This is a genomic window from Myroides sp. C4067, from assembly GCF_038039665.1.
GTDB lineage: Bacteria > Bacteroidota > Bacteroidia > Flavobacteriales > Flavobacteriaceae > Flavobacterium > Flavobacterium odoratimimum.
Genome location: NZ_JBBPHJ010000013.1, coordinates 59,532 through 72,170 on the forward strand (window position 1 = coordinate 59,532; position 12,639 = coordinate 72,170).

Annotated in this window: 15 protein-coding genes; 5 read left to right on the plus strand and 10 right to left on the minus strand. The window is 32.5% G+C overall.

The genetic code is table 11. From position 1 onward, the window contains the following. Positions 1-40: 40 nt before the first annotated feature. From AABL87_RS10825 to AABL87_RS10870, 10 genes are all read right to left on the minus strand, one after another. Positions 41-1,561: a PH domain-containing protein gene (locus AABL87_RS10825; protein ID WP_006263206.1), complete on the minus strand. Its 1,521-nt coding sequence runs from the start codon at positions 1,559-1,561 to the stop codon at positions 41-43. Continuing rightward, positions 1,554-2,141: a PH domain-containing protein gene (locus AABL87_RS10830; RefSeq protein WP_225602617.1), complete on the minus strand. Its 588-nt coding sequence runs from the start codon at positions 2,139-2,141 to the stop codon at positions 1,554-1,556. The genes AABL87_RS10825 and AABL87_RS10830 overlap by 8 nt, the downstream gene beginning before the upstream one ends. 154 nt (positions 2,142-2,295) lie before the next feature. Then, complete coding sequence (locus tag AABL87_RS10835; protein ID WP_058699484.1) at positions 2,296-3,018, minus strand: DUF4397 domain-containing protein; 723 nt, start codon at positions 3,016-3,018, stop codon at positions 2,296-2,298. A gap of 106 nt (positions 3,019-3,124) precedes the next feature. Next, positions 3,125-3,649, minus strand: a complete 525-nt coding sequence (locus tag AABL87_RS10840) for a hypothetical protein (protein WP_006259412.1) — start codon at positions 3,647-3,649, stop codon at positions 3,125-3,127. Positions 3,650-3,968: 319 nt separating this feature from the next. Beyond that, on the minus strand, positions 3,969-4,400 hold the full coding sequence (locus AABL87_RS10845) for a carboxymuconolactone decarboxylase family protein (RefSeq protein ID WP_006259413.1): 432 nt from the start codon (positions 4,398-4,400) through the stop codon (positions 3,969-3,971). A gap of 69 nt (positions 4,401-4,469) precedes the next feature. Beyond that, a complete protein-coding gene (locus AABL87_RS10850; RefSeq protein ID WP_006263203.1) occupies positions 4,470-5,045 on the minus strand; it encodes a Crp/Fnr family transcriptional regulator in 576 nt (191 codons plus the stop codon). Positions 5,046-5,072: 27 nt separating this feature from the next. After that, complete coding sequence (locus AABL87_RS10855) at positions 5,073-6,017, minus strand: alpha/beta hydrolase (RefSeq protein WP_006263202.1); 945 nt, start codon at positions 6,015-6,017, stop codon at positions 5,073-5,075. A 65-nt stretch (positions 6,018-6,082) separates the two neighbouring features. Further along, on the minus strand, positions 6,083-6,652 hold the full coding sequence (locus AABL87_RS10860; protein WP_006263200.1) for a Crp/Fnr family transcriptional regulator: 570 nt from the start codon (positions 6,650-6,652) through the stop codon (positions 6,083-6,085). After that, entirely contained in the window at positions 6,652-7,272 is a 621-nt protein-coding gene (locus tag AABL87_RS10865; RefSeq protein ID WP_006263199.1) for an alpha-ketoglutarate-dependent dioxygenase AlkB family protein, read from the minus strand. Before AABL87_RS10865 ends, AABL87_RS10860 begins: the two co-directional genes overlap by 1 nt. Before the next feature lie 146 nt (positions 7,273-7,418). After that, entirely contained in the window at positions 7,419-7,808 is a 390-nt protein-coding gene (locus AABL87_RS10870; protein WP_006259418.1) for a group III truncated hemoglobin, read from the minus strand. Positions 7,809-7,866: 58 nt separating this feature from the next. On the opposite strand from AABL87_RS10870, the gene AABL87_RS10875 reads away from it, so the two are divergent. The 5 genes from AABL87_RS10875 to AABL87_RS10895 all read left to right on the plus strand — a co-directional run bounded on the left by AABL87_RS10875 (position 7,867) and on the right by AABL87_RS10895 (position 12,208). Further along, complete coding sequence (locus AABL87_RS10875; RefSeq protein WP_006263198.1) at positions 7,867-8,616, plus strand: Rossmann-like and DUF2520 domain-containing protein; 750 nt, start codon at positions 7,867-7,869, stop codon at positions 8,614-8,616. Further along, positions 8,616-9,143, plus strand: coding sequence for a KdsC family phosphatase (locus AABL87_RS10880; RefSeq protein WP_006263197.1), 528 nt, complete (start codon positions 8,616-8,618; stop codon positions 9,141-9,143). Before AABL87_RS10875 ends, AABL87_RS10880 begins: the two co-directional genes overlap by 1 nt. An 8-nt stretch (positions 9,144-9,151) precedes the next feature. Further along, positions 9,152-9,739 carry a Maf family nucleotide pyrophosphatase gene (locus AABL87_RS10885; RefSeq protein WP_006263196.1) on the plus strand — a complete coding sequence of 196 codons (588 nt, stop codon included), beginning with the start codon at positions 9,152-9,154 and terminating at the stop codon, positions 9,737-9,739. A 2-nt stretch (positions 9,740-9,741) separates the two neighbouring features. Next, positions 9,742-10,266, plus strand: coding sequence for a mechanosensitive ion channel domain-containing protein (locus AABL87_RS10890; RefSeq protein ID WP_006263195.1), 525 nt, complete (start codon positions 9,742-9,744; stop codon positions 10,264-10,266). 253 nt (positions 10,267-10,519) lie between these two features. Further along, the gene (locus AABL87_RS10895; protein ID WP_039329127.1) at positions 10,520-12,208 is read left to right on the plus strand and encodes a hypothetical protein; all 1,689 of its coding nucleotides are present in this window, start codon (positions 10,520-10,522) and stop codon (positions 12,206-12,208) included. Positions 12,209-12,639 lie beyond the last annotated feature (431 nt).

Sequence of the window (12,639 nt, forward strand, 5' to 3'; positions counted from 1 at the left end):
ACGAGGGAATAGTATGTATTCCCTCGTTTTTTTATACTTATTACATCCAGTGTAATGCTGATGATTCTACCTGATAAAGCCATTTATCTCTTAACTTCACTAACTCACTATACTGAGTAGTACTAAAAGACACTGTTCCTCCAGCAGTATAAAGCTTTAAGCTACCTACATCTGCTGACTGTTGCCACCATAACTGAGACAAGACAATCTTCTGTACCTTATGTGGTTCTATATAAATATAAGAGATATCCCATATCCCCCTTCTTATCATTATAAAATCTTCACTTACTCTTAACCTCCCTACACTATAAAGTCTATACAGTGCTAGTAGCATAATCACACTATAACTCACTACTGTTCCTATAAACATAGCAGAACTAAAATTTGATCTAAAAAACAAGGTTAAAAAGACTAAAGGAAGAACTATAAATAAGAATACTCTAAAACCTAGGTATCTATAATTATACTTTAGAACAGTAGTATACTCTTTTTTCTCTTCTTTAGACATTACTATTTTAAATAGGTCTTCTCTCTCCTGAGTAGAACAACCAGGTATTTGTAACCCAGACTTTTTATTATCTCCCTCTTCTCCTGCCACCTGACTTATCTTTAGACTGCAGATATCAAATAACTTCTGAAAATAATTCTGTTCTATTTCAACCTTTTGAACTCGTTCTGGCCTAATAATCGTATTCCTAGTAGACAGTAATCCATGAGATAATAACAAAGTCTTATTCGAAAATGTAACTTTAAAGTCCCAGAATTTTAATAATGTACGGATCACATTAACTACTAACACAGTGATAACTAAAAACACAATTAAATATAGAAAAGCGACCAAAGACATCCCTCCCTCTATATAGCTTGTCACCTCTTCTTTATCGATATACTCTTCTATAGAGATGCTTCTCACAATCGAATCATACACCATATTAAAGAATACAAGTATCAACCCTAATGTATATAAGTAATTAGAAGTAATACCAACTTTTAGAAGTGTAAGTATACTTATTTGTTTTGTGTTTTTTTGTTGCTCTATAAGCTTCTGTTCTCTATCTATTGTATCTGTTGAAGTATCGTCTATTACTTGTTCATTCTTATAATTTAGCAGTATCTGTTTCAATGCATCAGCATCTGATAAAGCCATAGAAGGGATAGTAGCTTCTTTATCTTTACTACCTGCAGAGTCTATTTCTACAGAGTACACATTGATTATTTTATTAATAAAACTCTGATTGAGATTCACCTGCTGTATTTTCTCTAGTTGAATAGTAACTTTCGATTTATTGATAATCCCTTTTTGAATGATAAATGAATTAGTTTCTTCATCAATATAAAACAAGAAGTTGCGATAACTCAGATAAGCTATTCCAAGACTTAAAACACTTCCTCCTATCACAATCCCCCAAATACTAATAGGGAATTCTATACGCTTATTCACTAAAAATAGTACTATAAGAGGAACAAAAGCTCTTACTATTTTCTGTAAGGCATTCAGAAAGTTAGCAATGATTCCTATTGTAGCTTGTCTAGTAGGTTGATAAAAACTATTCTTATCCATGAACAGATTCCTGTGAGTGTTCTACAATATCTAGATTAGTCCTTAAATCCTGTTGAGGAGACTTCGTTATCTTCTGTATAACATACGCTTTTAGTCGCTCTCCCTCCTCTTTAGATATCCCTGTGATTTTTAGATCACCTAAAGCTCCTCCCGCAGTAAAAAACTCTACCGTACATAAGTTAAACATTCGAAGTAAGGCTCCTTCATATACTCCTACATGCTGCACTCTATTAAAAGGAATAACAGTCTGAGATCTGTTAATAATACCTGTTTTATAAATAATATCTTGCTCACGTAGCGCATAGCCTTTCATTGCTACTCCCTTCATAGAGATAATACATATCAGAATAATCATTACAACTCCTAATCCCATAAGTGAGTATAACAATGCTTCATTCAACAAAGGTTCACTCGTCAAATACTGAAAAATATAAGGTGTAAAAGCAATTAGTAAGATAATAATAGAAATTATTATTAATCTTACCCCAACTACTGTTCGATACCTAGAGTCTAAGTTTTTAAACATTACTTGCTCTACTTGAGGTAATGTATCTATATCAATTTGTTTATTTTCAAACATACTATTCATACTCTTGTCCTTCTGTTTATACAGACATTGATTCTACTAGTAAATATATCATTTAAAAAGAGATACTGTTGTATGCAATCCATAAAAAAAATCCTTTAAAAGTAATACACCTTTAAAGGACTTCTTATTACAAGTTACTATTTTATTACTTTACAGCTTGATTTACAACACCTATATAGTAAGGCTTTTTCGCATTATCTTTTGCACCAATCAAGATAATAGAATAAAACTGTGAAGGTTTAAACACAACATCTTTTCTAGTTGCCAGTACCTTACCATCCTTATCTTTAATCGTAATAGCATAAGTATTAGAATCTAAAGCGTTAAACTCCTGTGTTTTCAAAGCAGTCGTTTCACTGTCTTGAACTCTATTTTCAAATTCTTTTACTACTGTCTTATCATTAAACTGAACAGTAGCTACTACATTATCCGAACTCAAATTAAAGAAACGAACTCCTGACTGCTTAACTTCATTTAAAGGAGTTGCTTTCTTAACATTATCCTCTGTTATAAAGTGGATTACCTTCGATTCGTTCCCTCCTATAAAAGAAGTATAAAACTGCCCACTAGTTATCTTCTTCGTAGTTGTAGTAATTGGCTTGACCTTATTACCTCCATAGATGTCTATTAATCTATTTCCTTGCCATAGATTCACATAACCTACACTCTGATAAAACAGAGGATAATATGGACTCTGAATAGGGCGACCATCTGCAACATAAATAAGCGCATCTTCACTCTCATAGGCATTTACCATAGTAAAACCACCTGCATGTTCTGACAAATCAATATAATCGTCATCACTGCTACAACTAAACACTGCAAAACTTAGAAGCAATACTGTCAATAAACTTAAAACTCTTTTCATAATAGATCTTTTTAAATTAGTTTCTCATCATCTTTAATTACTTATAACGACATGCAATAATCATGCAAGTCTATGTATGAACTACCATTAAAATTTTCTAATACTCTTATTCACTTAGTTTTCTATTCGCATACAATAATAAAGACTCTACATAGTCTCCATCAAAGTCAATCTTATAAATTTTAGACACCTTAAATTCCTCTATCTCCTCAAACCATTCACCTGAAGCAGATAACTCTTCGAATGCAAAATACTCACTATCATCACTATCCATATACTTCCCTACATAGACACAATCCTCTTCCTTAAATTCTAATCCAAAAGCACCATATTTATTCCCAATAGCTTTTAAAGTATCAAAAATATTGTCTTTTAACTGAATAGGGCTACTATAAAAGTCAACATGTTTTGCTTTCAGTACTTCTTCAATAAAAGCAATATTTTCTCCACGCTCTATAGTAGATATTTTATCCACAGCTATCAACTCATACCCATCTATAATATAATCGACCGAATTACACTTCGTTAATAACCACTTATCATTATAAGCTAATACTATACCTAGTATTAATTCTTTCTTTCTACCTTTTAAGCGAATGCCTACTAATTTATTCAAGTAATCTTTTATCATAGTAATAGATATTAATGAATTAGGTAATACGTAATGAGAGAATTTTGCGCTCTCTACTCCCTATTCTCAATAGGTCTTTACTAAAATTATGAATATTTCGACAATTATTCACAAATAATCCCTCTTTTTTAACCACAAAACAGAAGTGAATCAACATTCTATTAATCAAATAGATATACTTAAATAAGTAAATCAATATTACTTTTTTTGATATTTATTTTTTCTATTCCCCTCTAAAAGAAAGCATATTTGACTAAAAACAAATACTTCTGTATAATAAAAAAGCAGGATACATTATCCCGCTTCTATTCTATAATTACTATTTTGCTTTAAGATGAGTAGCTACTCCTATTCTATTCCAAGCATTAATAGTAACCATGCACATAATAAGTTGCGCTAAATACACTTCACCAAATAACTCTTCTGCTTGCGCATATAATGTATCACTAATTCCTCCTTGATGAATAAATGTAACCGCTTCAGTCATCTCCAGAATCACACGTTCTTCTTCTGTAAACAGCTCTGTTTCTTGCCACCCTGCTAACACTAATAATCTTCTAACAGATTCTCCATGCTTTAAAGCGTCTTGTGTATGAATATCTAAACAGTACCCACATCCATTTAACTGAGATGCCCTAATCTTTATTAGCTCTTTATGTATTGGTGTTAATTCTGATTCGTTTAAGTATTTTTCTAATAATAACATTCCTTCATACGCCTTAGGCTGTACACCATAAATTGTCTTTCTCATAATCGTAACTTTATTGTTTTTAATTTCAACAAATCTAAAGCTATGATTAATCAATAAACTTAAACAGGTTTAAGAAAATCTCTTCTTCTTTATCTCACTTAAATACTCTGGGCTAAACCCTAAATAAGAAGCCATTAAATACTGAGGAATACGTTGTATAAACTCTGGAAATCTCTCTTCGAAGTGGAAGTACAACTCTTCTCTACTAAACTCGTACAAATACTTCACTCTATATTGAGCAGCAGCATATGCACGTTGAAAAACTTGTCTATAGTACTTCTCCATAATTGGGTGTTTCTCTAATAGTAAAACAAATTGTTCTCTAGTAATCACGATTACTTCTGACTGCTCTACTGCTTGAATATAGAAGTTACTATTCGTATGCTGTTCAAAAGCCATATTATCCGTTAACCACCAATTCTCTATAGCAAAATCAATAGTTTGTTCTACACCATTACTCTTCATATAATAACTTCTCAAGCACCCTACTTCCACAAAGAATAACTTATCACAAAGCATATCTGCTTCTAAAAGAATCTCTTTCTTTTTGACCTTGATCAGCTCAAAATAAGATAAAATAGAATCTGCTTCAGGTACTGATAAAGTCCCTACGAATTTTTCGATATGTTGTATAAGTTTGTTCATTGAATATAAGTTATAAAACAAAGATAATTACTTCAAGTGTAATTGTTTATAATACGTTATCTTATACTTTGTAAAATCATCTGTTAGTTTACACTCAAAGAAATCAAAAGTATGCACAGCACCTTTTACTTCTAAGACTGTGACTTTTCCTCCATTGCTCTCTACAGAAGTCACATACTCTTTTGCTTCATCTATTAGAGGATCATATTCTGCTAGTACCATTGTCATAGACGGTAGTGATTGGTAGTTCTGCATCTTATTAGGCACTGCATATTCCCTCCACTTATTCTTATCCCCTGACAAATAATGTTTCCACATATAAGTTGCACTTTTCTTAGATTGCATAGGTGCGTGAGCATAAGTCTGCATAGAAGGAGTATTCAGCTCATCTGATGTAGGAGGATATAGGATGAGAGCATTGCTTATAGGGATAATATTACTATCTCTATTTAAGTGTAAAAGAGATAGAGCTATTGTGCCCCCTGCACTACTTCCCATCACACTGATATTCTGTTTATTTCCTCCTATTGCTTCTATATTGCTATAACACCATTCTAGAGCACTTACACTATCTTCTAAAGCAGCCGGAAAAGGATGCTCTGGCGCTAATCGATAATCAACAGATACTATAATCACCTGCGCCTCTCTCACTAGATCTAGCAACTGAAAATCATACTGCTCTGGACTTCCAAAAATAAAAGCTCCTCCATGTAAGAACAAGACTACAGGCAAGGGTTTATCTATTTCTCTTGGCTTATATATTCTTATTTTAAGAGAAGTATTATATGCTGTAGAAATTACTTGATTATATACACTGATATCATGAGGTATAGTTATAGCTCCCTCCTCTAGCATTAATCGTTCTTCTGTGATGCGTATTTGTTGAGGATTAGACTCTAAAAGAGAATCATAAGGTATCTGTGTCCAAGCACTTAAAGACAGTGCTATTAATAGTTCTTTATCTATATTCATATCTTAAATGATTACTGTAAAGAACAAAAGTCTTGTCTTTTTACCACATCCTAGAGGACATAGGTCTATAAATTCACTTCCTTGCGTATTCTACTCAAATGCCTTGGGGTAATATTTAAAAATGAAGCTAAGTATATACCAGGTATCTGTTGAATATAGTGAGGATAGTTCTGAAGTAACTTCAGGTACCTATCTTTAGCATCTAGACGTTGGATATCGAAGAGTTTTTCTTCTAATTCCATAAACTGCTCTTCTAATAACTGTTTAAAGAAGTTTGTCCATACTATACTATCTACACATAGTTTATCTACATCTGCTTTATAGAGGACATATAATTCTGTTTTGCCTATAGACTGTATATTCTCTTTAGATGGTTGTCCTGATATAAAGGAAGTCATCGCTGTCATCATACTTTCGTCGAAGGTGATACAGTATGTACGCTCTTCTCCACTTTCTAATAGAAAATAAGAACGTAAAACACCCTTTTTTATCCACACTATCTTATCAGCTACCTCTCCTTCGCAGATTAGCATTTCTTTATTTTCTAATACCTGCTCTTGTACTAATAGTGATAATGACTTCCACAAGTCTTGTTTTATCACATTAGACAGTATACTAAATGACTCCTTTCTCATCAGACAGACTCTTTTATTTCGATGGTTCTAAAGGTAAGATTAATACGTGGAGTATGAACCACTTTTGTAGGAGGTAATCTATGTAGCCAATTTTCTTGAGTAGTCCCTTTCATTACTAATAGGCTTCCATTATCCAAAATAACATCTATTTTCACACCATTCTCTTTGTGTTTAAAAGCAAATTTACGAACTGCTCCAAAGCTCAGAGAAGCTATAGCTCCATGTTTTTTTAAATCCTTCTCTCCATCGCTATGCCACGCCATTCCCTCTTCTCCTGTGTGATATAAATTTAAAAGACATGAATTATAAGTCTCCCCTGTCCTCTCTTCTACTATTTTCTTTAATGCTAATAACTCTTCCGTCCAAACCAAGGCAGTCTTAGTAATATTTGAATAAGTATAACTAAATGGAATATCGCCATACCAAGCCACTTTGCGCTTAGTAGTTACTTTCTTCCCAAAGATGATAGCTTGATCACATTGCCAAGCTACATGAGTCAAAAGTTGATTGTAATAATAGTCACACTGCTCTTTATTAAATACGATACCATAGTAATCTACTTCTCCATCATAAGGAAGAATATTCGTAAACTCCTGACTATAATCACTAAACAAATCCATAAGCACTGATTTAATACTACAAGTTTATAGATTATCTAACACAGAATAAAAAAAGTAATGCGATAAATTAAAGCAATATGATACTAACAAAAAAACGGAGTTACTATTCAAAGCAACCCCGTTTTATGATAACACTATATTCTTCTTTACTCCAATGGCTTCATCCCTGCTTCTCTAAAGTATTCTATTTTACTTAAGAACATCGCAGCCATACGCTCTGCTCGCCACTTCGCTTCATCAGCTATTTTTCCTTCATATAGTTCATCCACCGTACCATTAAAGATTCTCTTCCATTCTTCAAAATGCTCGCCTTCTACAGGTAGCTGTGCATGAGGAGGAAAAGGTTTTCCTCTATATGTATACTCTTCTAATAGAATAGTTTGCCAGAAGGCGTACATTTTCTCTAAATGCTCAGGCCATCTCCCCTCTAGTTTACTATTAAAAATAGGGCCGATAAACTCATTCTCCTGTACTCTTCCATAAAAGGTATCTACTAATACCTTAATATCTTCTATGTTTTCTATATCTTTTCTCATTACAAATTATTATTTTTACACACTATCTGTTTACAAATAAATGCTAAACTTTACTGCTATGATTACAATATCCATTTTAGGTTCTGGCAAAGTTGCTCATCACTTGATACTAAACTTTTTAGAACACGACAATATTTGTTTACAACAAGTGTATGCACGAACTCCTAACAAAGTTAAGGACTTAGTCTCTCACAATCAAATTATTTCAGATATCAATGAGCTAAAACCTGCAGATATTTTTATCATTGCTGTTAGTGATGATGCTATAGAAGAAGTATCCTCTACCATCCCTTTAAAAGATGCCTTTGTGGTTCATACTTCTGGGACAATGCCGATGAACTCTATTGCTACCACAAGTAGAAAAGGAGTCTTCTATATGCTACAGACTTTCTCTATCGATAAGGAGGTTGATTTCAGCCTTATCCCTTATTGTATCGAAGCTAGTAACAAACAAGATTTTGAACTTTTAGAAAAGTTAGCTTTATCTTTTTCTGAAAGAGTATATAAAATCTCTACTGACCAGAGACAGTCTATACACCTAGCAGCAGTATTTGTAAACAACTTCACCAATCATCTTTTTAAACTAGGTGAAGATATTTGTAAAGAGAATATGGTGCCCTTTGACATTCTAAAGCCTCTTATCTTAGAGACAGCGACTAAGGTACAGACCTTATCGCCTAGAGAAGCACAGACAGGACCAGCTGCACGTAATGATCAAGGAACTATAGACCGTCATCTAGAAGCGCTAAATGACCCTATAAAAAAAGAAATATATCAACTCATAACTAATTCAATACAAAATAACTAATGTCTAAACATTTTAAAGAGATAATGAATGACATCACTACGTTCATATTTGATGTAGATGGTGTATTAACAGATGGTACTGTTCACGTAACACAAGAAGGAAATTTACTAAGAGATATGTACATTAGAGATGGATATGCGATGAAAGCTGCTATCGAAAATGGATATAATGTATGTATTATCTCAGGAGGTAGTAATGAAGGTGTGCGTACGAGGTTTGCTAACCTTGGTGTGAAAGACATCTACTTAGGGGTACCTGATAAAGTAAAAGTATTTAAAGAATATATAGCAGCTAATAATATCAATCCTGATAACGTATTATACATGGGAGATGATATACCAGACTATCATATCATGCAAGAAGTAGCACTGCCTACTGCTCCACAGGACGCTGCACCAGAAATAAAAAGAATCTCTAAGTATATCTCTCATCTTAACGGTGGCAGAGGGGCTGTTAGAGATGTGATCGAACAAGTCATGAAAACACAACAAAAGTGGTTTCAACACTTTAACGCTAAATTTGACTAATAAATATTATGCTTAATAAGCTATTTAAGGATTATAACATCGTACTAGGATCTAACTCCCCTAGACGTAAACAATATTTAACGGACTTAGGGTTCTCTTTTACAGTCCGAGCTTCGGATATAGATGAGTCTTATCCTGAAGAGTTGGTAAGAGAACAAATCACTGACTATATTGCAAAAGCAAAGGCTGATGCTATAGAAATATTACACGATAACGAAATCATCATTACCAGTGATACTACTGTGTGGAATAATCATACTTCACTAGGCAAACCTGAAAATAGAGATGAAGCCTATACCATGCTAAAGAGCTTATGTGGTCATGAGCATGAAGTAATCAGTTCTGTATGTTTAAAGAGCAAGGAGAGCGTAAGTGTATTCCACTGTATTACTAAAGTGAGTTTCTCTGATCTATCTGATGAAGCCCTTTATTTCTATATAGACCAATACAAACCTTATGACAAGGCTGGGGCTTATGGTATACAAGAATGGATAGGATTAGTAGGCATAGATAAAATAGATGGTTCTTATACTAATATAGTAGGCTTACCTACTAAAGAACTTGTAGAGGAATTACTAAAATTCATTAAAAACTAAATATGCTAAAAGAATATTACACAGAAATTATAGCAACTGTAATTACATTAGTTCTATATATTCCTTGTAGAAAGTTAATAGGATATATCATCCGATCTTTCTCTACTAAAGAGCAGCGTAAAGATAGCCGAGTACTACTGATTATCAGATTATTTAATACACTTTTATCGGTTATTTTTTTAATTCTCGTACTAACGATTTGGGGAGTTCAACCAGAGAATTTTATGGTTACACTTACATCTGTATTTACAGTAATAGGGGTAGCGATGTTCGCTCAGTGGTCTTTATTAAGTAATATCACAGCAGGAATCTTATTATTCTTCTCATTTCCATTTAGAATAGGAGATACCATCAGATTACAAGACAAAGATTTCCCTATAGAAGCTAAAATCATTGATATCAAAGCATTCTGTACTATATTACTCACTACAGAGAACGAGAAGATCTCTTATCCTAACAGTTTATTATTACAAAAGGGAATTGTTATAGTCAATAAAAAAGAGGATATAGACAATCCTACAATATAATAGTGGCACAAATTTTGTATTTACCATTTCGGTTTAAATAGTCAAATGGTAGTAGAAGAAAGGCTAGTTAACCTATTTATAGGTTTTACTAGTCTTTTTTTTATAAAGTTAAAACTAATCAATAAAACTACTTCAGAACACAAACACTTATCTATACTGTACTCTTTATAGAAGATCATAGATTCTATTCTAGCTATATAAAGGCCAGTACCACAATATCATTTGTTATTTATCCCTTCTTAATTTCGTTGAAATGAATGCAATTGATTGGAGTATTTTTATACTAATTTTATTTATCGTTATCACCATTAAGCACTTTAAACTTAATAAAGCAGATAACAACTCTATTTACGAAAAGTCAACACTACACTATGGTTTCAAGATTATAGCGGTACAATCTTTTATATACACTTTTATCTCTCTTCCAGGACAAGCTTATTCACAGGGAATGACATTCCTACAGCTGTATCTAGGTATTCCCTTAGCTGTATTTATAGTTATATTCTTAATTATCCCAAAATACAAAAAACACAATACTAAAAGCGCATTTGAATACATCAAGGCGAAGTCTAATAAAAGAGTCTATTACTTAACCAGCATTATTTATCTAATCCTAAGATTACTTGTTCTTACTATTACATTCTATGCTACGGCTATGATACTCTCTATTTTATTAAAAATAGATTTCAAAATCTTACTCTTAATCATAAGTGCAATTTTTATCGTTCTGAACATTCTTTTTAAAAACAAAACCAATTTATTCCCTAGACGAAACCAGTTATTATACGCCATTATAATAACGACTATCATCTTTCTGACCATATTATACAAACTACCAGAAGGTATGTATCTAGAAGATACATTAAGCTTCACCGCCTCTTTTGATAAACTTACTGTGATCGATAGCGATCTTGCTCTAAAAGATAAGTTTGACTTGCTTAAATGTTTAGTAAATGGTACTATACTATTCGTCGCCCTATTATCTATAGATACAAAGATTCTACAGATATATAGACAGAGTAAATACTCTGATAAGACTAAGGATGGATTGATTATCAATGGGTTATTCAATGTCCCTTTTCATTTCTTTATTCTATTGACAGGGTGTGTGTTATTTACATTTTACCAGTTTAACGATGCACCTTTACATTATAACCCTCATAACGTGCACACAGTCTATCAATCTGAATATGCTGAACAATACGATCAAATCAAACAAGAGTATCAAAAAATATTGAACTTAAAGAAAGAAGCTAGCTTCTTATATAGTGGGCAAATCTATCAGAACTATAGTAATCAAATACTAAAAGATCAAATACTAAGCTTAACAGAAAATGCAAATAAACTTCAACTAGAAGCAAAAAAATTAATTAAAAAGGCGAATCATAATGTAGAAGTGAATGATTCTGACTTTATACTTCTTCACTTCATCAACTTTCATGTACCCACAGGGATAGCAGGTGTTATCATGGCTTTATTTTTTATCTGTTTACTTTCGATAGGATTTCACGAAATAAATTGGCTATCAAAAAAAACAAAAAAACTGTTATCTCAGACCAAGTCAAGTGCTCTGCCTCATCCAGATAACAAAAGATATCATGATATCATTACGCTTATTATTATTATCCTTGCTCTGATTATAGTATATAATATTCCCGTATTTTTAAATCTTATCCAAATACTATGGGCGTACTCTTCTCTGTTTTCAGGAACTCTACTTGGTATTTTACTAGTGACCATGTACTTTAAAAACAATAATAAAGCTTTGTTTTACACCATTTTACTAACTCAAATCACTATTATTACCCTATACATCACTACTCCTATTCATTATCTATGGTATAACACTATTGGGTTAGCTACTATCCTTATATTAGTACCTATCGCTAACCTAATTAGTAAACTATTTTCTAATCATAATAGATCTCATGTTTTATCTTAGCATTAGATTAACCACACTTAGTTTCTAACGCATATCATCCAAAGATTCGGATTAGCGCTCTATTGCACTGAAGTACGTATGATATTCTAGTCTCGTTTTGTATAAAAACTATATGATAATGCTATAAGTCTATATTGTGTCCGTTATTTTACTTGATTTAACGGACTCACTACGGACTCATAACGGACTCACTACGGACTCATAACGGACTCACTACGGACTCAAATCAAGGGAAACAAGAACAAGAATGCTCCCAGAGTAAGACAAAATTCGAACTACCGAACTTAACTAAATTATATTGATTCACTATTGACTATATCATAATTAACAGATTGTTCTACAATACACTATTACTAATATGAAGCCTTCTAGTCTAGTACATTTATCCCTGTTTACTCATCGCTAATATACTCAATAAAAAAAAGTGTATA

Excerpts from the sequence above, each read along its gene's own strand:
- AABL87_RS10835 (WP_058699484.1), bottom strand. The coding sequence starts at position 3,018 with ATGAAAAGAGTTTTAAGTTTATTGACAGTATTGCTTCTAAGTTTTGCA.
- AABL87_RS10830 (WP_225602617.1), bottom strand. The coding sequence starts at position 2,141 with ATGTTTGAAAATAAACAAATTGATATAGATACATTACCTCAAGTAGAG.
- AABL87_RS10890 (WP_006263195.1), top strand. The coding sequence starts at position 9,742 with ATGCTAAAAGAATATTACACAGAAATTATAGCAACTGTAATTACATTA.
- AABL87_RS10865 (WP_006263199.1), bottom strand. The coding sequence starts at position 7,272 with ATGGATTTGTTTAGTGATTATAGTCAGGAGTTTACGAATATTCTTCCT.
- AABL87_RS10895 (WP_039329127.1), top strand. The coding sequence starts at position 10,520 with ATGAATGCAATTGATTGGAGTATTTTTATACTAATTTTATTTATCGTT.
- AABL87_RS10825 (WP_006263206.1), bottom strand. The coding sequence starts at position 1,561 with ATGGATAAGAATAGTTTTTATCAACCTACTAGACAAGCTACAATAGGA.
- AABL87_RS10845 (WP_006259413.1), bottom strand. The coding sequence starts at position 4,400 with ATGAGAAAGACAATTTATGGTGTACAGCCTAAGGCGTATGAAGGAATG.
- AABL87_RS10840 (WP_006259412.1), bottom strand. The coding sequence starts at position 3,649 with ATGATAAAAGATTACTTGAATAAATTAGTAGGCATTCGCTTAAAAGGT.
- AABL87_RS10880 (WP_006263197.1), top strand. The coding sequence starts at position 8,616 with ATGTCTAAACATTTTAAAGAGATAATGAATGACATCACTACGTTCATA.
- AABL87_RS10870 (WP_006259418.1), bottom strand. The coding sequence starts at position 7,808 with ATGAGAAAAGATATAGAAAACATAGAAGATATTAAGGTATTAGTAGAT.
- AABL87_RS10850 (WP_006263203.1), bottom strand. The coding sequence starts at position 5,045 with ATGAACAAACTTATACAACATATCGAAAAATTCGTAGGGACTTTATCA.
- AABL87_RS10860 (WP_006263200.1), bottom strand. The coding sequence starts at position 6,652 with ATGAGAAAGGAGTCATTTAGTATACTGTCTAATGTGATAAAACAAGAC.
- AABL87_RS10885 (WP_006263196.1), top strand. The coding sequence starts at position 9,152 with ATGCTTAATAAGCTATTTAAGGATTATAACATCGTACTAGGATCTAAC.
- AABL87_RS10875 (WP_006263198.1), top strand. The coding sequence starts at position 7,867 with ATGATTACAATATCCATTTTAGGTTCTGGCAAAGTTGCTCATCACTTG.
- AABL87_RS10855 (WP_006263202.1), bottom strand. The coding sequence starts at position 6,017 with ATGAATATAGATAAAGAACTATTAATAGCACTGTCTTTAAGTGCTTGG.